The organism is Arthrobacter sp. NPDC055585 (genome assembly GCF_053619115.1).
In genome coordinates this window covers 257,571-276,354 of the sequence record NZ_JBSHIT010000006.1, presented here as the reverse complement: position 1 = coordinate 276,354, position 18,784 = coordinate 257,571, and the positions used below count along the sequence as shown (strand labels likewise).

The 18,784-nt window shown below is 64.4% G+C and carries 15 protein-coding genes; 7 read left to right on the top strand and 8 right to left on the bottom strand.

From position 1 onward, the window contains the following. The coding region (locus tag ACWGQ2_RS12420; RefSeq protein ID WP_452017681.1) for a hypothetical protein at positions 1 to 193 on the top strand (193 nt) is incomplete at its 5' end. A 248-nt stretch (positions 194 to 441) separates the two neighbouring features. Here ACWGQ2_RS12420 and ACWGQ2_RS12415 read toward each other — a convergent pair. The 7 genes from ACWGQ2_RS12415 to ACWGQ2_RS12385 all read right to left on the bottom strand — a co-directional run bounded on the left by ACWGQ2_RS12415 (position 442) and on the right by ACWGQ2_RS12385 (position 10,649). Further along, positions 442 to 1,239: an MBL fold metallo-hydrolase gene (locus ACWGQ2_RS12415; RefSeq protein ID WP_452017679.1), complete on the bottom strand. Its 798-nt coding sequence runs from the start codon at positions 1,237 to 1,239 to the stop codon at positions 442 to 444. Positions 1,240 to 1,247: 8 nt separating this feature from the next. Further along, complete coding sequence (locus ACWGQ2_RS12410) at positions 1,248 to 2,354, bottom strand: branched-chain amino acid aminotransferase (RefSeq protein ID WP_452017677.1); 1,107 nt, start codon at positions 2,352 to 2,354, stop codon at positions 1,248 to 1,250. A gap of 64 nt (positions 2,355 to 2,418) precedes the next feature. Continuing rightward, positions 2,419 to 3,483, bottom strand: coding sequence for a 3-isopropylmalate dehydrogenase (locus ACWGQ2_RS12405; protein WP_452017675.1), 1,065 nt, complete (start codon positions 3,481 to 3,483; stop codon positions 2,419 to 2,421). 59 nt (positions 3,484 to 3,542) lie between these two features. Next, entirely contained in the window at positions 3,543 to 5,831 is a 2,289-nt protein-coding gene (locus ACWGQ2_RS12400; RefSeq protein WP_452017673.1) for a CgeB family protein, read from the bottom strand. After that, a complete protein-coding gene (locus tag ACWGQ2_RS12395; RefSeq protein WP_452017671.1) occupies positions 5,832 to 8,501 on the bottom strand; it encodes a bifunctional glycosyltransferase/CDP-glycerol:glycerophosphate glycerophosphotransferase in 2,670 nt (889 codons plus the stop codon). Continuing rightward, positions 8,498 to 9,967: a glycosyltransferase family 4 protein gene (locus ACWGQ2_RS12390; RefSeq protein WP_452017669.1), complete on the bottom strand. Its 1,470-nt coding sequence runs from the start codon at positions 9,965 to 9,967 to the stop codon at positions 8,498 to 8,500. The genes ACWGQ2_RS12395 and ACWGQ2_RS12390 overlap by 4 nt, the downstream gene beginning before the upstream one ends. Further along, positions 9,957 to 10,649: a hypothetical protein gene (locus tag ACWGQ2_RS12385; RefSeq protein WP_452017667.1), complete on the bottom strand. Its 693-nt coding sequence runs from the start codon at positions 10,647 to 10,649 to the stop codon at positions 9,957 to 9,959. The genes ACWGQ2_RS12390 and ACWGQ2_RS12385 overlap by 11 nt, the downstream gene beginning before the upstream one ends. Before the next feature lie 165 nt (positions 10,650 to 10,814). Here ACWGQ2_RS12385 and ACWGQ2_RS12380 point away from each other — a divergent pair, with 165 nt between their 5' ends. The 6 genes from ACWGQ2_RS12380 to ACWGQ2_RS12355 all read left to right on the top strand — a co-directional run bounded on the left by ACWGQ2_RS12380 (position 10,815) and on the right by ACWGQ2_RS12355 (position 17,133). After that, on the top strand, positions 10,815 to 12,080 hold the full coding sequence (locus tag ACWGQ2_RS12380; RefSeq protein ID WP_452017665.1) for a sensor histidine kinase: 1,266 nt from the start codon (positions 10,815 to 10,817) through the stop codon (positions 12,078 to 12,080). Between the two features lie 3 nt (positions 12,081 to 12,083). After that, entirely contained in the window at positions 12,084 to 12,806 is a 723-nt protein-coding gene (locus ACWGQ2_RS12375) for a response regulator (RefSeq protein WP_452017663.1), read from the top strand. 15 nt (positions 12,807 to 12,821) lie between these two features. Then, positions 12,822 to 13,136, top strand: coding sequence for an MmcQ/YjbR family DNA-binding protein (locus tag ACWGQ2_RS12370; protein ID WP_452017661.1), 315 nt, complete (start codon positions 12,822 to 12,824; stop codon positions 13,134 to 13,136). Between the two features lie 69 nt (positions 13,137 to 13,205). Further along, on the top strand, positions 13,206 to 13,976 hold the full coding sequence (locus ACWGQ2_RS12365) for an ABC transporter ATP-binding protein (RefSeq protein ID WP_452017659.1): 771 nt from the start codon (positions 13,206 to 13,208) through the stop codon (positions 13,974 to 13,976). Positions 13,977 to 13,978: 2 nt separating this feature from the next. Further along, positions 13,979 to 16,486 (top strand): ABC transporter permease, encoded by a 2,508-nt coding sequence (locus ACWGQ2_RS12360; protein ID WP_452017657.1) that lies wholly within the window; start codon positions 13,979 to 13,981, stop codon positions 16,484 to 16,486. A 137-nt stretch (positions 16,487 to 16,623) separates the two neighbouring features. Further along, complete coding sequence (locus tag ACWGQ2_RS12355) at positions 16,624 to 17,133, top strand: hypothetical protein (protein ID WP_452017655.1); 510 nt, start codon at positions 16,624 to 16,626, stop codon at positions 17,131 to 17,133. A gap of 88 nt (positions 17,134 to 17,221) precedes the next feature. On the opposite strand, the gene metG is transcribed toward ACWGQ2_RS12355, so the two are convergent. After that, entirely contained in the window at positions 17,222 to 18,775 is a 1,554-nt protein-coding gene (gene metG, locus ACWGQ2_RS12350) for a methionine--tRNA ligase (RefSeq protein WP_326831671.1), read from the bottom strand. Positions 18,776 to 18,784: the final 9 nt, after the last annotated feature.

Below are 18,784 nucleotides of genomic sequence, written 5' to 3'. Positions count from 1 at the left end.
AGGCACATCCGGCCTACTCGGAAAAACCATTCCCAACCGGGAACTTTCTTTTCTTTTCGCACCGCTGTGGTGTTTTACTAGCTTATTCCATCCGGGCCGTTTTAGCAATTCGGTGAATTCCGAAGAATTTCAACCAAACCGGCTATTCCAGCCCTTCAGGGCCACGCCAAAGCAACCGGATTTACCCGGTTGATTTGTGTGGGTTGTGCTGCCGTCCGGCCTCATCGGCCCCGCGGCAACTCGTTCTACTTTACACATCCGGTGAGCCCTGCGCAACTCGGCAGGTCTGTGATCTCCTGCACGGGCTTGCGGGCCCCGGTGCGGCGCTTCTTCAACGGCTCGGAAAACCTTCCCCGCGTTTCAGCGCAATTCCATTCTACGGAGCGCTGCCCGCCCTGGTGCAAGTCGGGAACGCGTGGGTGTGCTCACACGGTTCGGACGTTAGCCACGGACCCGCAGATACTCCAGCTGGGCTGCTACGGACAGTTCAGCTGCGGCTCGGACAGATGCCGGCACGTCGGCGTAGACGGCGTTAGCTACCTGCTCTACTGTGGCGTCCTCCCCCAGCAGCCCAAGCACGCCACGGATCTGCGCCAGCCGCTCATCGCGGTGGTCCCGGTACGTGAGCACTACGGATTCGAGGTTCTCCAGGTCCGGGCCGTGGGCCGGCAGCACGGTGGCCGGTCCCAGCCGGCCCAGCTTCTCCAGGCTGGCCATGAAGTCCTGCAGGGTTCCATCCGGATAGTCCAGGACTGTTGTACCCCGCCCCAGGATGGTGTCACCGGTGAGGACTGAGCCGTTGGGACCGTCCGCCCGGAGGATAAAGCAGACAGAGTCGGAGGTATGCCCCGGAGTAGCCAGGACCTGGATCTCCACTCCCCCTGCAGAAATAACTTCTCCGTCCTGCAGGGGTGTCCCCCCGAAACAGAAGGCAGGATCGGCCGCACGTACGGGAGCTCCAGTGATTTCGTGGAAGCGCTCGGCGCCTTCCGTGTGGTCCGGATGACGGTGCGTAATCAGTGCCAGCTCCACTGTCCCGGCCGATGCCAGGGCACCAAGGTGCTCCTCGTCGGCCGGCCCGGGATCAACGATGACGCACGGACCGCCGGTTTCTGCAGCAAGAATGTAGCTCTTGGTGCCGTCCAGGCTCATGGGCCCGGGATTATCGGCCAGCCGGTACCGTGCCAGCGGGGTACTGCTGACTATCCGGCCCGGTGCCGGCGGCGCCGATTCACTCATGCTCTCCCCTAAGCCAGACGTGTCAGCCAGCCGCGGGTATCCTCCACGGCGCCGGTCTGGATGCCAAGCAATTCACGCCGGATGGACATGGTTACTTCACCCGCAGCGGCTTCCGGGGACCCGATGGTCTCAGTCTCCGACTTCAGCTCACCCACCGGTGTGATGACGGCAGCCGTGCCGCAGGCGAAGACCTCGGTGATGTCGCCGGAGGCAACGCCGTCGCGCCATTCGTCCAGGGTGATCTTGCGTTCCTCAACAGTCAGGCCGCGGTCGCGGCCCAGTTGCAGGACAGAGTTGCGGGTGACCCCGTGCAGGATGGTGCCGGAAAGCGCCGGAGTAACCAGGCGGCCGTCCCTGAAGACAAAGAAGACATTCATGCCGCCGAGCTCTTCCACGGCGTTGTCATTGAACTCATCAAGGAACAGCACCTGCTTGCAGCCGTGCGCCTCGCCTTCCATCTGCGCGATGAGGGAAGCGGCGTAGTTGCCGCCGCACTTTGCTTCGCCCGTGCCGCCGCGGCCTGCACGGGCGTACTTGGTGGAAAGCCAGATGGAGACCGGCTTCAGTTCTCCGCCGAAGTAGTTTCCGGCCGGGGAGGCAATGACGCGGTAGGAAACCTCGCGGGCGGGCCGCACACCAAGGAACGCCTCAGTGGCAATCATGAACGGTCGCAGGTACAGGGACTCCCCGTCACCTGAGGGAACCCACTCGCGGTCGACGGCGACGAGCCGGCTCAGCGATTCCAGGAACAGTTCTTCCGGCAGTTCCGGAAGTGCAAGACGGCGTGCCGAGGCATTCAGGCGCGCAGCGTTGGCTTCCGGACGGAAGGTCCAGATGGAGCCATCTTCGTGCCGGTAAGCCTTCAGTCCTTCGAAGATTTCCTGGCCGTAGTGCAGCACGGAGGCTGCGGGGTCCATGGCGATCGGGCCGTAGGGCTCAATGCGTGCGTTCTCCCATGCGCCCTCACCCGCCTCCGAGACGCGGTAGTCAATGACTGCGGTGTGGTCCGTGAAGTGGTTTCCAAAGCCCGGGTCAGCCAGGATCGCGGCGCGTTCCTGCTCCGACTTGGGCTGGGCGGATAGCTTCTGGGTGAACTCCAGAGCGCTGACAGACATTATTCCTCCACGGTGAACGGCGCGGCCGTCGTTCGTCTTCCTATTGATCGGGTACCTGTTGAGCTTATGACACAGCCGCGGCGATCGCATCGCCAATTTCCGCGGTGGTGCGTGTGTTTCCTGCCCGGGATGCGACGTCGGCCTCCACCGCGCGCTCCACGCGGGCGGCTTCTTCGGCGAAGCCTAGGTGCGCAAGCAGCAGTGCTGCCGAGAGGATCGCGGCCGTGGGATCCGCCTTCTGCTGGCCCGCGATATCCGGCGCGGATCCGTGCACCGGCTCGAACATGGACGGGAAGGTTCCCTCCATGTTGATGTTGCCGGAGGCTGCCAGGCCGATTCCGCCGGTGACGGCTGCAGCGAGGTCCGTAATGATGTCACCGAACAGGTTGTCGGTGACGATTACGTCGAAGCGGGAAGGATCCGTGGTGAGGAAGATCGTGGCGGCGTCGATGTGCAGGTAGTCAACTTCCACCTCGGGGAAGTCCGCGGCAACCGCTTCCACTGTCCGCTTCCAGAGGCTGCCCGCGTAGACGAGGACGTTGTGCTTGTGCACCAGGGTCAGCTTCCGGCGCGGCCGCTCACTGGCGCGCCGGAAGGCATCGCGCACCACGCGCTCGACGCCGTGGGCAGTGTTCAGTGAAACCTCAGTGGCGATTTCGTGCGGGGTTCCCGTGCGCAGGGACCCGCCGTTGCCGACGTACGGGCCTTCGGTTCCTTCCCGGACCACGATGAAATCGATATCCCCGGGGTTGGCCAGCGGGCTCGCGACACCCGGGTAAAGCTTGGACGGGCGCAGGTTCACGAAGTGGTCCAGGCTGAAGCGCAGCTTCAGCAGCATCTCCCGCTCGATCAGGCCGGAGGGCATCTTGGTATCGCCCGGGGCAGCGCCGACAGCACCGAACAGGATCGCGTCGTGTGTCTTGAGCGATTCAAGTGTCTCGTCCGGAAGGGTTTCGCCAGTGCGCAGCCAGTGCTCGGCACCCAGCTGGTATTCCGTGAGATCGAACCGTGCGGAGCCGGAGGCGGTGACCGCCTTCAACACCTTGACGGCCTCCGCCGTGACTTCGGGGCCGATTCCGTCTCCGGGAATGACTGCCAGTGAAATGACCTTCGACGCTTCTTCGCTCATGTTCCAATTCTAGAAACACGGTCCGCATGGTGAACAAACCGTCTCACATTATGGATGCGTCAGCTTCCCGGATACACCAGAACGAGATGGCCCTGCCCTAAACCGCCCCGCCTGGTGAGGCTGGCAACCAGAGCCGCGTTCTCCTGCGGTTCGGGGAATGCTTGGGCCAGCGGACTCCAGCTTCGGTCTGACCGGGTCACGTCGTCATCGACAATGCTGATCGTTTTCCAGTCTCCGAATGCCGTTCCCAGCAGCAGGTCTTCCAGCAGGGTCCGGTTTGACTGTGCCGGCCAGCGCACGTGCCATTCAAAGGGCCCGTCGTCCCCAGCCTCACTACCGCCGGACGGGTCATCCTCACTCGCCGCCACACCGGCGAGAGCGAGCACCTCCACCGCCGCCGGATCGGCCGTTTTGTACAGGCAGAGCGCAGGGCGCACCGATTGGTTGGCCAGCGCCTCCGCCAGCTCGAGCGTCAGGTCATTCACGTGTACGGCAGCCCGCGGCAGCTGCGGGGACACTGCGGGAATACCGATCGTCCGAAAGAGAATGGCCAGGGCATGGCCGGCCAGGTGGGCGCGGTAGACCGTACGCATCTGCCGCCATGCCGTAGCTTTGCGTTCCCGTTCGTCAGTCATCCACGTCTGCAGCAGCGCGCGGTAGATCTCCGGGTCGTTCGAAACGGGGAAGGCACTCCCCAGGCAGCTGGTGACAGCGGCACCGGCTGCGCTGTACACAACGGTGCCTGAAGCTGCTATTTCAACAACCCGCCGGGAGAACATCGTCTCTGACCAGGGGGCAGAGTTGAAATTCAGGTGGACCGGGAACGCTCTGTACGCTTCGAGGGTCTCCGCGTAGCTCAGTCCTCCGCGCACCCACTCCGCCAGCTCCGCCGGATAAGCCTTTCCCGAGGCAGCATCACCGTGGTGCCGGTCAAAGATCGCGGGTCCGTAGGGCTCACTGGCCCGGAAGAGTTCCATCATTCGGTGGGAGCGCTCCGGAAACCGTTCTCCGTAAAAGGTCCCCGCATAGGCGACGGCTTTTTCCCCCGCCGATTGGGACACCGGGTTGTGCAGACTGGGATCCGCGAAGAAGCTCATGGAGGAGTACGTCCTGGCCGATGCGCCCGCGTTGTCCTGATAGAACTGCAGCGACCCCGCGTCCGTGCTGACGATGTGGTCGAACAGCGTTGCAACACGCCGAAACCGTCGGTAGTGGATCGGGTCTTCCTTGTTCCAGAAGACTGTGGGTATCCCCCGGGCGCGGCAATAGCCGACCAGAGCCGAGAGGTTTTCGTACCCCGCCTGGTCCTTGTAGTAGTCGGATACGATCCACTGCCCCTGGTTTCCAAGCCAGGCTGATTCCACGATCAGGGCATCGCAGCTGCCGGCCTCGAGCTGCTCCTTCCATCCCGAATAATCCAGCGGCAGCGCCGAAACGGTGTTGGCCAGAAGCCGAAGCGTAAACTCGTCGGCGATGATTCCGATGCGCAGGGACTCCAGCTTCCGTCCCGGCAGCAGGGTGCGGCTGAGCGGTTTCAAGGTTTCGACGTCGACATCAGCCTCGGCCGCCAGCACCGAACCGTGCGCTGCGCACAGTCCAACGGGGATCCCCAGCCGGCGTCCAGCGAGCAGGACCGCACGGGAGGTGGTTTCTGATCCATCAGACAGTAGGAGAGCCGGACGGTGAAGCCGCGCTTCCCGCACGATCGCGTCAGCGGACAGATCCAAAAAGTGCAGCTCTTTCTGTGTCCGGATGTCTGCTCCCGGACTGTAGACGGTTAACCGTCCTGAACTGTCTGTGAGGCAGGTTCTTCCCCGGTATTCACAGTGCCGGCCGGTATCCCACGGATACCCGGGGCGAAGCATGACGATGACTTCCATGCCGGCCGCCTGGGCCCGGTCTGCGGCTGAATTACGGCTCTCAGAGTCCGCTACAACCATCGCAAGGCCAAGCGCCGGCGTATATGCCGGATCTGCGGAACGAGCGGGCAGCTCGAAGTCCGAACCGGTCTGCTCTCCGGACCCGACGGGTGTGTGTACGGCCTCAGCAGCCGGCTGACCGGCCGGAGCGGTGCTGCGGGAGCCCGGCAGTCTGCCGCGGAGCAGACGGGCCAGGCGTCCCTTTTTCGCGGCGATTTTCCGCTTCAGTTCAGCATTTTCGCGCCGGTATGCCTTCAGGGACCCGCGAATCTGCAGGAGCTCCTTGTGCAGGGTGTTTCGTTCATCGAGCATCGATTCGTAATCGTGCTGGTACGCTCTGGCCTGCTGTTCCGCCCAGTCCAGCCGTGAGACGAGGTAATCGCGCTTTGCTTCCGGTCCGGAAGGGGACCATTGGTCGTTGCTCTGCATTTAGCCCTTTTCCAGCTCAAGAATCGATTCAAAGATGCGGGAGCAGTTGGACGCATCCCGGTACGTGAACGTCTTCTCGACGCGGTCTGCGTACCTATCCGGCATCCGGAAGTCCTTCGACTCGAGTTCTGCAAGATTCTGCTGGAGCTCCTGGGCCGTTGCTGCCACAGGACCGAAACCGTCTCTTTGAAAGTCGAAATATCCAGGGCGGGCCGGGTGGTCACCATACAGGAATGTGGAGTCATCAAACTGGAAGTACAGCACAGGACAGTCGATGTAGGCGGCGTCAAAGGCGGTGGAGGAATAGTCGGTAATGAAGGCTGCCGATTCCAGAATCAGGTCATGGAGACTTACTCCGGGCTGTGGGTACAGCTGCACGTAGTCCGGCAGTGCGTTTTTCGGCAGGAGCTCCGAAAGGGACGGATGGACGAAGAATGCCACGGAAAGGTTGTTCCTCGCAGCGGCGTCCCGCAGCTGGCTGCTTTCCAGGAATGAGCGCCATTCCACGAAGAATTGGCTTTCCAGCACCACTTTCTGCTGCTCCTCAGGGCTTGCAGCAGCTGCAACCAAATCAGCCAGGTTCATTCGCCAGGTGGGCATGACGGTGATTAGCCTCGCGGTTCGGGGACCGGCGTTCTGCGCCCTGGTGTACAGCGAATCAAACCGTGCCAGACCGGTCAGACGCACTTCGTTGGCCGTCGTGGAGTAAACGGAACCATCTCCGGTCAGGGCGGCGTACTCCGCTCGGGTGCTGGCTATGAACCTGTCTATTCGTTTGTCATTGAGCCACCGGGACAGGTCGTTCCAGATGACCCCGTGCTGCAGGAACACAAAGCTGCCCTGTCCTCCCCCGAACCGGCCCCGGTCAATGGGGAAGTATGAGGGCAGCGCGGCATCGGATGAGATCCGGTATGAGGCGTTGAGTGCAAGCAGTACCAGTTCCTCGCTGCCGTAGGGGATGAGTCTGAAACCTTCGTCCCTGAGCCTGGGCCAGTCCGGGGAGTCCTCGGCCAGCACAAACCAGGCGTTGATTTCCGGATGGTTTTGCTTCACGTACCGGTAGAAATGCTCGGCATTGTCGAACGCATGTTCCGGGCGGTCCATGATGAGCCACGCGTCCGCATACCGTTTCTTAACCTCCGGAGCAGCTGCCCTGAGCCGCAGTGCCGCGTCTGCATCCGTCTGTTCAGCTCCGGCAGCAGTTTGAGCCTGGGCCCTAAGCCCCGGGGGAAGCGGGCCGGCGGCTTTTGGCCGAAACGCACGCCGTACAGCTCTTGATGCAGCACTTCGAAGTGCGGGCCGGGGAATCCGCTGTGTGAGACGGAGCATCTGCCGCTCCAGGCCCAGCGGCTGGAGTGCCAGAGCCGGATCCTGGTGTTTTGGAAGGTAACGCGCCTGGGGCGGCCCCGGCCGGGGAACGGCAGGCTGCTCTTCTCCGTCCAGCACACACCGCGGAGATTCGCCGGACAGGAAGTAGGTGACGCGCTGATAGGCGAAGACCTCCCCGAAGAACTCTACGGCGATGCGTTTGGAGGCAAGCGGTTCTATTCTGCAGCCGTCTTCGTTCAGATACTCTTCCGTGGGCGCGTCCCCGCGGTACATGTACTGGTAGCGGTTATGTCTTCCGGAGCTGACCAGCTGCCAGACGGGTGGCAGAGCCCCTTTGAAACGCAGGACCAGGGCCGTGCGAATCTCGATGCTTACCGGAACCAGCGCGAAACCCAGGATGGCTTCCGGTTCGATGTGCGCCATGACCCGCTGCATACGGTCCAGGAGCTCGCTCCGCCGGCTCTCCGTCAGGCCTGCAACGGGATGCCGCATGGCCCGGTCTGCCAGGAAATACCACATGAGGTCGTACAGAACGGTGTTTTGGACCCATCGGGGTACGCTTCCCTGCCTGTCATTGAACAGATGCAGAAGTCCCAGGTAGCCATGGTCCAGTACCTGTGTGTAGCGCGCGCTGGATTTCCAGCCGGACTGGGCGAGGGAGCTTCCCGCTGCCCGCTGCCGGTAGTAGTAGCGGGCTTCCGGAACCAGGCCGATTGTTGGACGCGGCGTGCAGCCGAGGTAGCGGGCCACCAGGTGGGCGTCTTCGAAGGTTGGCCGCACCTGCTCATTGAAGCGGAGGCTGAATTCCTCCAGAACTGACCTTCTCAGGAAGACGGTGCCCGCGCTCAAATGCACGTAGTGCGGCTCTGCCTCCAGATCGACAATCCGTTCGCCTGAGAGGAACTTCCAGGCAAGCGCGTGTGTATCGCTGAGCCGCCCTTCAGCCTCAAAGTACTGAATCAGGCGTCCGGTCACTGCAGCGGCCTGGTTGTTTACATCCCTGCGGATGAATCCGGCTATCCGCTCGAAGTATGCGCTGTCCAGGACGTCGTCCGGGTCGCAGAAGGTCACCCAGGGGTTGCGTGCAACATCCAGCCCGCGGTTTCGTGCCCTGCCTGGCCCCCCGTTCACGCCCGTAAGGACTCGAATGGACCGGGGGAATTTCGCCTGCCAGGCCTGAAGCCGTCCCAGCGTGTCATCCGTGGACCCGTCATCAACGAGGATGATCTCAAGCGCGTGCAGGGGGTAGGACTGGGCAACGAGCGAATCCATAAACGCGTCGATGTACTCTTCTGCGTTGTAGACAGCCGAGATCACGGAGAATTGAACGGGAGGGGTCATCGCAGCGCATCCTCGATGAGGGCACCCCAGCGGGGCACTACCTCATGAATGTCATACCGGTGCGAGAAGTCCCTGGCAGCTTCGCTTTCACGGGCGAGATCGTCCGCGTCGCAGGCTGCGGAACGGATGAACTCCGCCGCTGACTTCGCGTCGCTGAATACCCACCGCGGATCGAAGATTTCTGCCGCGCCCGGGCGGTCCAGCAGTACGGGAACGGACCCCGACGCCGCGCCTTCCAGAGGTGCCACATGGAAGGTCTCCCGGTAGCTGGTCGAGAGGCAAAAACCGATCCGGCGGAACCATGACGCCATGTCCGCGCCTACCGGTTCAAATGCGACGTGTTTCATGAGTTTCCGGTCTGCGCGGAGCCGCCCGAAGAACATTCTGTAGGCGTCCTGCTCTGCCGGCCGCCCGTTCCAGAACCAGTCGTATTCCCACGGGTAACGGCTGCGGATGTGAAGTGTGAACCGCTCGTCGTAGCGCAGCAGCTCCTCGAGGATGTCCAAGGCACGGTCCGGACGCTTGAAGAGAGGCACCATGCCTACCAGTCCCAGCCTGAACGCAGCGTCTTCCTCCTTGGGGCGGCAGAAGTCAGAGGTGTCAACCGTATTGGGAATGACCATGGTTTTTTCCCGCGGCCAGCCGGTGGTTTCGAGGACCTGTTCACGGAAAAACCCGGATACGAGGACAACGGTGTGGACAGCGGAAATGTCGATGTCCTTGAGCCACTCGCCCTGCACCTCGAAACCGTGCAGGCGAATGATCAGCCGCTGATGCGCACCGATGTGACGGGCGTACCAGACGGCGTTCCCGCCGGCCCATTCACAGATCACGACGTCGGCCTGGGCCAGTTCCCTGAGTGAGCGCTCCTCGTCATGCCGGTGCAGAGATTCCCACTCGTCTGTCCGGAGAGAAAACCCCGGGTGAGCCTCAAGGTGCCGTGCCAGTTCCCCGGCAAACTTGAAGTCGTGTCCCGCCAGCAGCACACGGACGGGTGCCTTGGTATGCCCGGTCAGCGGCTGGGAAGGGCTCAGGAGGATTTCGTGCAGAAGCTGCACCTTGCCTGCGGACTCGGGAACAAAAGCCTCCAGGTGGCTGCGTTCATCTTCGTCTGAAACAAGCAGACGTACAGCCTGCCCTGCGATCTCGCCCAGCTTGGCGCACACCCCCGGATAGAGCAGTCTGCCCTGGCCCGGGGCATCATCGACGTACGCCATGAACCGTCCTTCGAAGGACCGGGCCTTGGCCGCCGCGTAGGAGAGGGAGAAACCCAGGCAGATCACGTGGGTGTAAGTGCCGGCGGCGTCTTTGGCCCGGGCGGCCGCGAGCAGGCCGGCAGCAGTGGAAGCCGCACTTTCATCCGGGGACACCAAAACGGCCTTTTCCTGCAGCAGCAGGGTATTCAGCGCGGCCGGAAGGGACTCCCTGCCGTGGGCGGAGACCAGGAGGACACTCTCATCGGGCATGGACGTTCCCTCCTTCTGACCACTCCTGCAGCATTCCCAGCAGGTCTGACGGAGCGGTGCCCTCGGGCCCCAGGGCCCCGGCCTGAAGCGGCATCACGTTCCGGCAGATCTCCCGAAGGGTCGGTGTGTAGAACCCGTCTTCCGCGGCGCAGTCCAGCAGCAGGGTTGAGACGTGTTCTTCCTGGCACTTCCGGATTATCTCTGCCAGCTCCCTGAACAGACTGCCCGCCGCTGCTGTTTCCACCCCGGCCCACCTCCCGGTCTTGAGGGCACGCCGGTCGATTACGAGCGCGCGGTGCGGTCCCTGTGACACCTGCGGCGCTCCCAGGCCCGGCGCGAGATGTACCACTGGCCCAAACTGCTCGAGTCTGGCGGACAGATCGTCATCGGCAACCGCGAGGAGGGAGGGACGAGGATCGTTCTGATGGGACGAATCAGCGGTGAGTGCCGCGAGGAACACGCGGGGATCCTCTCCTTCGGCGGGCCCCCGAACGCCCGCTGCCCGGCCAATGGAGGGCGGTGGGCTGACGGCGTCGTCCAGCGCGGTCGCAGCAGAGGACCTCCGTTGCAGCCGGACGCGCCGGCCGAGCAGGAGGGCACACACGATAATTACGACGCCGGCCGCCTGCAGAGACAGTCCGGATGTGGTGCGGTCTGCTGCGATGCTGATAATCCCGGCCACAAAAAGCGCTGCTCCTGCGAGCTGCGACCCCCACACAACTCTTCGGCGCTGCAAAATACTGTCCCCTCTGCGTCTAGTCAGCTTCATCCTAGCCGAAGCACCCCTGAACAACTCAGACCAGGGCATGACGCGCGGAGCCCGGAGTCGAGCCTAAAGTTGTTGTCCATGCTGCTTCACCAACGCCTCTACGCCTGGACCCAGGCCAACCCGTTCAAGGTTGACCTTGCCGGCGCCCTGCTCGCGACTCTTCTCTTCGCGTTCCCATTCCTGGTGACAGGAGTCAATACCGGCCTGCTCGAGTTCGCCCTGTCCGCAGCCATCTGCCTGCCCCTGGCCTGGCGCCGCACCAGACCGGTACCCGCCGCGGCGGTGATGGCCGCAGCCTGCCTGATCCAGCTCCCCACAGTTCCGGACACCGGACTGCCTGCAGACATCTTCGTCCTGGTCATGGTGCACGCACTGGCTGCCTACGCCCCGCGCTGGGCCAGCCTGGGCGGCCTGGCCCTCGCGCTGACCGGCGGTGCCCTGGTGATCTTCCAGTACGTGGTGCGCCCCTCCACGTCCTTCATCGGAGAACCTGGAATGGTCTCCGCCCCCACCACCGGAATGATCGGGTTCTGGATCATAGCGCTCGTAGCCGTCGAAGCGGTGGTCCTTGTCTGCTGGACGTTCGGCGACCTGACCCGGACCCGGCGCCTGGCCATGGAATCCCTGCGTGACCGGGCCCGCCGCCTCGAGGTTGAACGGCAGCAGGAGCGGGATCTGGCAGCCGCAGATGAGCGCACCCACATCGCCCGCGAAATGCATGACATCGTGGCCCATTCACTGTCAGTAATCATCACGCAGGCCGACGGCGCCAGGTATGCGAGCGCCCAGGACCCGGAAATCGCGACGGCGACTCTCGGCACCATCGCCGAAACCGGCCGGGGGTCCCTGCGGGAAATGCGGCGCCTGCTCGGGGTCCTGCGCGGTGATGACGGCGCGTCCACCCGTCCGTTGCCGTCGCTCGCGGACATCGGCGACCTTGTGGAGGGCGTCAAGCGTGCGGGACTGGATGCCCAGGTACTCGTTACGGGCGCCATGCGCCGTGCCCTCCCGGCGGGCGCTGAACTCACGGCCTACCGAGTTGTCCAGGAAGCACTGACCAACGTGCTCAAGCACGCCGGCCCCAGGGCCACGGCAAAGGTGGACCTGGCCTGGACGCCCCGCGGGCTGGACATCACGGTAACCGACGACGGACGCGGTGCAGGCGCGGACCCGGCGGAAGCGGAACCCAGACATAACGACGGCGCTGCCCGTGCCCCCGGCGCAGGGCAGGGCATCATCGGTATGAAGGAACGTGTGGCGCTCTACGATGGAACTCTGGAAGCCGCCCCCGCCCCCGGCGGAGGATTCCGCGTCGCCGCATTCATTCCCTACACGGAGGCCTAACGCATGACCACCCCCTCCCCCGGCATTCCCGGGGAGACGCATACGGCCGCGCCCATCCGGGTTGCGCTCGTCGATGACCAGCAGCTGGTCCGCGGCGGATTCAAGATGCTGATCAACTCGCAGGCGGACCTCACTGTCACTGCGGAAGCCGGCAACGGGGCCGAGGCCGTGCGTGTGCTCTCCCAGGTGCCCGCCGACGTCGTTCTGATGGACGTCCGGATGCCGGGCATGGACGGCATCGAAGCGACCGCACGGATCCTGGAGCAGGCAGGCTCACGCGAGGCCGAGGTCAAGGTGGTGGTCCTGACCACCTTCGATCTGGACGAATACGCGCTCTCGGCCATCCGCGCCGGCGCCAGCGGCTTCCTGCTCAAGGACGCCCCGCCCGAGGAACTGCTCGAAGCCATCCGCACCGTGCACCGCGGGGATGCGGTGATCGCGCCGTCGACCACCCGCCGGCTGCTGGACCATGTGGCCCCCATGCTGCGCGAGCCCACTCCCGAGGTGAGCCGTCATGCCGCCAGCGTGGAGACCCTCACCCCCCGCGAGCGCGAGGTCTTTGCGCTCATCGCCGGCGGACTCTCCAACCCGGAGATCGCCGCGAAGCTCTTCCTCTCCGAGGCCACGGTCAAGACCCATGTGGGGCACATCCTGGCCAAGCTGGGGGCACGGGACCGGGTACAGGCTGTTGTCATCGCCTACGAGACAGGTATCGTCACCCCGTAAAACCCGGAGGTGCCCATGGCATCCGTCGACGATGTCCGTTCCCGCTGCCTGGCCCTTCCGGGCGTTACCGAGCGGCTGAGCTGGCAGCAGCCGGCCTGGTTCGCCCGCTCCCTGATGGCCCGCATGTGGGATGACGGGGTGCTGACCGTTAAGACTGAAGAACGTGAGGCCCTGGCCGGGACTGACCCCGAAACGTTCTTCTGGACCCCGCACCACGACCGCTCTCCGCTGCTGGTCCTGGTACGGCTGGAGAACCTGGACCCGGACGAACTGCAGGAGCTGCTGCTGGAGTCATACCGCCTGGCCGGCCAGGCTCCACCCAGGGGATGAGAACGGGCCCGGAACAACCCGCCCTTCCTCCGATGTGGCGGGCATGGCACCCAAAATAGCCTTGAAGGCATGACAACCCTTACTGAGCATTCCTCTGTGCCGGGCCCCGGCAGCTCCACGGCTGCCGCCGCCGCACAGGCCCTGAACAAGACCTACGGAAAAGGCGACACCGCCGTCCACGCACTGCGCGACGTCGACGTCCGTTTCGAGACCGGAACCTTCACGGCCATCATGGGCCCTTCCGGCTCCGGCAAGTCCACACTGATGCATTGCCTGGCAGGCCTGGACTCCGCGGACTCCGGCAATATCTGGATCGGCGGCACGGAAATCACGTCGCTCAAGGACGCCGAAATTACCCGTCTCCGCCGGGACAGCGTCGGCTTCGTGTTCCAGTCCTTCAACCTGGTTCCCACGCTGACCGCCGAGCAGAACATCACCCTCCCGGTGTCCCTGGCCAACGGCAAGGTCGACGCCGAATGGCTCGCGGAGATCACGCGCACCCTTGGTCTCGAAGGCCGGCTCAAGCACCGTCCGCACGAGCTCTCCGGCGGCCAGCAGCAGCGTGTCGCCGTCGCCCGTGCACTGCTGACCCGCCCGCACGTCATCTTCGGTGACGAGCCCACCGGCAACCTCGATTCCCGTTCGGGTGCCGAAGTACTCTCCCTGCTGCGCCGATCCTCCCGTGAAATGGGGCAGAGCATCATCATGGTCACCCACGATCCGGTGGCCGCGTCCTACGCAGACCGCGTGGTGCTGATGAACGACGGCGCTCTGGTGGGTGAGCTTTCCAGCCCCACGCCGGAGAGTGTGCTGGCAGCACTGACGAAGCTGGGGGCATAACAGTGCTGCAGGTAGCCCTGGCGCAGGTGCGCCTGAATGCACGCCGCTTCATCGCCGTCGGAGTTGCCGTGATGATCGCCGTTGGGTTCCTCACCGCCACCCTGATCATCAATGCCTCCTCCAAGGCGTCCCTGACGCAGAGCGTCGGTCAGAGCTTCCGGAACGCTGACCTGGTGATCAACGCCGGGTACGACGCGGAAGCCGAACAACTCTCGGTTCTGGACGACGCGGTTGCCGGCATGGCCCGGGAGGCCGACGGCGTTGAGAGCACGTATGCCGTGCGTTCCGCCTACACTGCCGTCCGCGACGGTCGCGGAACCTTTTTTGCCTCGATGACTAACATCCCGGAGGATGAGTCTCTGCTGCCCGTCGGTGTACTCCAGGGCAGGCTGCCTAGCACGGCGGGCGAGATTGCCGTTGACCAGACGAGCGCCGAGCGCCGAGGAATCACGGTCGGCTCTACGCTGCCGATGGTCGCCGACGCCGATCCGGAGGCGCAGGAAACCATGATGACGGTCACCGGCCTCATGGAGACTTCCGCGAATCCCGCCATGATGGGATCTGCCCAGGTCTACGCCATAGAAGAGACCGTACTTCGCTATGCCGATCCTTCCCGCGGCTTCGATTCGATCCAGCTGGCGCTGGCGGAGAACGCCTCGGTGACAGCGGTGCAGGCCGCGCTCCGCCAGGACATTGCCGACGCCGGCCTCAAAGCCGTGACGGTCCTGACCGTTGAGGAACAGACAACTGAGCTCATGGCCAGTTTCACCGGCGGGCAGGACAGCCTGACAGTCATCCTGCTGGCCTTTGCCGCCGTCGCGCTCCTGGTCTGCGCACTGGTGGTCTCCAATACCTTCTCCGTCCTGGTGGCCCAGCGGACCCGGGAACTCGCCCTGCTGCGCTGCATCGGCGCCGGACGCGACCAGATTCGCCGTTCGGTGCTGGTGGAAGCTTTGCTGGTAGGCATCATCGCCTCCATCGCCGGTGTGCTGCTGGCAGTAGGCCTGGTGGGCGGCACCGTTGCCTACCTGCAGACGCTGCCGGACAGTGCGTTCGCCACCCTGGATGTCCCGCTGCTTTCCGTGGCCGCGGGAATCGCCGCCGGCGTTCTGCTCACCGTGCTGGCAGCGCTGGTGCCCGCCCGGGCTGCCACCGCCGTCGCGCCGCTGGCCGCTCTGCGTCCCGCTGAAGACGTTCGTGCCGGAACCCGCAAGGGCAAAGTCCGGCTGGTGGCCGGCCTGGTGCTGATCGCGGGCGGTGCTGCACTCCTGGCTTACGGGGCGATCGACGGCGACCTGATCGTTGCACTGCCGGGCGGCATTCTCAGCTTCGTCGGTGTCCTGATGTGTTCCACGCTCTTCATTCCGCCGCTGGTCCGTGCCGTGGGCGCCCTTGCCGCACCGCTGGGTGTGCCCGGCAAACTGGCAGCAGTGAACGCTGTGCGTAACCCGCAGCGCACCTCTGCCACCTCTTCGGCCCTGCTGATCGGCGTCACGCTGGTGGTCATGATGATGACCGGTGCCGCCACCGCCCGCTCCGCGTTCGACGGCGCGCTGTCCGCAGAATACCCGGTGGACATCACGGTCCGCGGCGCAATGCCTGTCGAGGAGCCCTTCGCCCAGTACGACGTCGACAATTCGCTCGCCGTTGCCGGAGTGGAACAGGCAGCACTGCTGCCCGTGGCCGGAACCACGGAAGGCGGAGCCCTGGCTGTCTACGCACTGGAAGCTGCCGACACCGCTGTCCTGCAGGACCCGGCTATGGTCCCCGCAGAAGGCATGATCGTGATGCCGCAGGGCACCGAGGCCAAGACGGTAACGGTGAAGGGCGCGGACAGCGAACTTGAATTGAACGTCATTACCTCGGACAGCTACTATTTCCCTCCACTGGTGTCGGAGGACACAATGAAGGCCCTCGGTGGTCTCACTGCCGAGGAACAGGCTGATGCCTACGCACCGCAGCCGCTGCTCTGGCTGGCGGTCGCCGACGGCCTCGGCACCGCGGAGATCATGGACCTGCAGACGGCGCTCACCGAGGCACTGCATGTGCAGGATTACCAGATCACCGGTGCCGCCATTGAACGCGCTGCCTATGAACAGGTGATCGATGTGCTGCTGATGGTGGTCACGGGTCTGCTGGGTGTCGCCGTCGTCATCGCACTCGTGGGCGTAGCGAACACGCTCTCCCTCTCAGTGCTGGAACGCACCCGGGAATCCTCCCTGCTTCGGGCGCTGGGGCTGACCAAGGGCCAGCTGCGCGGCATGCTGGCGCTGGAAGCGGTGCTGATTGCCGGGGTGGCGGCGCTCATCGGGCTGGCGCTCGGGGCACTGTACGGCTGGCTTGGCGCGCAGTCCGCACTGGGTTCCTTCGCCACGGTGACTCCGGCACTGCCGTGGCTCCAGCTGGCCGGGGTCCTGGCCGTTGCCCTGGTGGCCGGCCTGGGAGCCTCGCTGCTCCCGGCACGCCGGGCTGCACGCCTCTCCCCCGTGGCCGGGCTGGCGGCAGACTAACCGCCGCAGGCAAAGCGCGGGGCGGTGTCCATTGGACGCCGCCTCGCGCTTTCTGCGTCTGATCTGCAAAGATACAAAGCATACTGATAACCGTGCCGGCGTTGTTTCGCCGTACCTGGAGCAGAGAAGGAGCCGCCATGCCGCACACAGAGCCCGGCCGCACACCCCGCCACGAGTCGCTGGCAGCCTATCTGGATGACCACCTGCTGGGCGCGGAGACCGGGGTGCGGCTTTTCAAGGCAGCCCGGGAAACCTGGCAGGGCACAGAGTACGAGAGCGTCTTTGCGGACCTGGTCCAGCAGATTTCCGATGAGCGAGACGAGCTGGAAACCCTGATCCTGGCTCTGGGCTACCATCGCAGCCGGATCAAGAAGGCCCTGGCGCTGGTGGGCGCTGCCGGCGGACGGCTGGGACCCATCAACCCGCTGAGCACCGGCAAGGGCACCACCGGACAGCTGGAGCTGGAGACACTGCAGTCGATTGTCCGGGCCAAGGAATGCCTGTACCGGACCCTGCTGGTGCTCTCCGCCCACGACCACCGGTTCCATGCCCCGCGGATCCGTGAACTCCTGGAGCTCGCGCAGGAACAGCAGGACGCCGTCGCGAAGGTTATGGAGGAGACCGTTCCCGCCCGTTTCCTCACCTAGCCCCCACCCCCTCCCGCCGAGAGGCCAGTTACGGCTCGTTTGGAGGTCCATACGAGCCGTAACTGGCCTCTCGGCGGAATGGGTGGGGTTACTCCGCAGGCTCCTCGTACTTCGGGAAGATCGGAGCCGGGGCGGGCAGCTCAGTGCCCGGAACCAGCGGAGTGCCCAGCGCTGCGAAGCTGCGGGCATCGCCGTCGGGCTGGCCGAGGACATCCAGCAGCTTGCCGGCACTGCCGGGCATCACCGGCTGGATGAGGATGGCCACGATCCGCAGCACTTCCAGCGTCACGTAGAGCACGGTGTTCATGCGTTCGACGTCGGTCTTCCGCAGCACCCACGGAGCCTGCTCCGCGAAGTAGGCGTTGGTATCCCCCAGGACCTTCCAGGTCGCTTCGAGCGCACCGTGGAAGTCCTGCACGTCGTAGGCCTGGCGGGACACCTGCAGCAGGTTCCCGGCGGCTTCGAGCAGCGCCTTGTCCTCGGCGGTGAACTCCCCCGGCTGCGGAACGGCGCCGCCGCAGTTCTTGGCCACCATGGACAGGGAACGCTGGGCAAGGTTGCCGAGGTTGTTGGACAGGTCTGCGTTCATGCGTCCCACGATTGCCTCGTGGCTGTAGGAGCCGTCCGCGCCGAAGGGGACCTCGCGCAGCAGGAAGAACCGCACGGCGTCGAGCCCGTACTGCTCCACCCAGTCCTTGGGGGCCACCACGTTGCCCAGCGACTTGGACATCTTGACGCCCTTGTTGTGCAGGAACCCGTGGATCATGATGCGCTTGGGCAGTTCCAGACCCGCGGACATCAGGAAGGCGGGCCAGAAGATGGCGTGGAAGCGGGAGATGTCCTTGCCGATGACGTGGACGTCAGCGGGCCAGTACTTCCGGAAGGTCTCCGAGTCGGTGTCGGGGAAGCCGGCGCCGGTGAGGTAGTTGGTCAGCGCGTCGACCCAGACATACATCACGTGGTCCGGGTTGCCGGGAACCGGAACGCCCCAGTCGAAGGTGGTGCGGGAGATGGAGAGGTCTTCCAGTCCGCCCTTGACGAAGCTGATCACCTCGTTGAAACGGGAGCGCGGTGCGGCGAAGTCCGGCTGCGCCTCGTACAGGGCCAGGAGCTTGTCCTGGTAGTTGGAGAGCCTGAAGAAGTAGCTCTCCTCCTCCGTCCAGGTCAGCTCGGTATCGGTTTCCTTGGAGTAGCGGATGCCGTCTTCGCGCAGCTCGGTCTCGTCCTCGGTGTAGTACGCCTCGTCGCGGACGGAGTACCAGCCGGCGTACTTGGAGAGGTAGATGTCGCCGTTCTCTTCCATCCGCTTCCAGATGGCCTGGGCGGCGGCGTAGTGGTCGGCATCGGTGGTCCGGATGAACCGGTCGTAGGAGGTTCCCAGATCATCATTCATCTGCCGGAATGCCGCGGAGTTCCGGTCCGCCAGTTCCTTGGCGCTGATGCCCTCCTTGTCCGCGGACTGCTGCATCTTCTGGCCGTGCTCGTCGGTGCCGGTCATGTAGAAGACGTCGTAGCCGTCCAGCCGCTTGAAGCGGGCCATCGCGTCAGTGGCGATCGTTTCCCAGGCATGGCCGATGTGCGGCACGCCGTTGGGATAAGAGATTGCGGTGGTGATGTAGAACGGGGTCTGGGAAGAAGTCACATTAGAAAA

What these genes read in the sequence shown, in the direction of transcription:
- ACWGQ2_RS12390 (WP_452017669.1), bottom strand. Translation starts at nt 9,967, where the DNA reads ATGCCCGATGAGAGTGTCCTCCTGGTCTCCGCCCACGGCAGGGAGTCC.
- ACWGQ2_RS12380 (WP_452017665.1), top strand. Translation starts at nt 10,815, where the DNA reads ATGCTGCTTCACCAACGCCTCTACGCCTGGACCCAGGCCAACCCGTTC.
- ACWGQ2_RS12355 (WP_452017655.1), top strand. Translation starts at nt 16,624, where the DNA reads ATGCCGCACACAGAGCCCGGCCGCACACCCCGCCACGAGTCGCTGGCA.
- ACWGQ2_RS12400 (WP_452017673.1), bottom strand. Translation starts at nt 5,831, where the DNA reads ATGCAGAGCAACGACCAATGGTCCCCTTCCGGACCGGAAGCAAAGCGC.
- ACWGQ2_RS12405 (WP_452017675.1), bottom strand. Translation starts at nt 3,483, where the DNA reads ATGAGCGAAGAAGCGTCGAAGGTCATTTCACTGGCAGTCATTCCCGGA.
- ACWGQ2_RS12365 (WP_452017659.1), top strand. Translation starts at nt 13,206, where the DNA reads ATGACAACCCTTACTGAGCATTCCTCTGTGCCGGGCCCCGGCAGCTCC.
- ACWGQ2_RS12415 (WP_452017679.1), bottom strand. Translation starts at nt 1,239, where the DNA reads ATGAGTGAATCGGCGCCGCCGGCACCGGGCCGGATAGTCAGCAGTACC.
- ACWGQ2_RS12375 (WP_452017663.1), top strand. Translation starts at nt 12,084, where the DNA reads ATGACCACCCCCTCCCCCGGCATTCCCGGGGAGACGCATACGGCCGCG.
- ACWGQ2_RS12370 (WP_452017661.1), top strand. Translation starts at nt 12,822, where the DNA reads ATGGCATCCGTCGACGATGTCCGTTCCCGCTGCCTGGCCCTTCCGGGC.
- ACWGQ2_RS12395 (WP_452017671.1), bottom strand. Translation starts at nt 8,501, where the DNA reads ATGACCCCTCCCGTTCAATTCTCCGTGATCTCGGCTGTCTACAACGCA.
- ACWGQ2_RS12410 (WP_452017677.1), bottom strand. Translation starts at nt 2,354, where the DNA reads ATGTCTGTCAGCGCTCTGGAGTTCACCCAGAAGCTATCCGCCCAGCCC.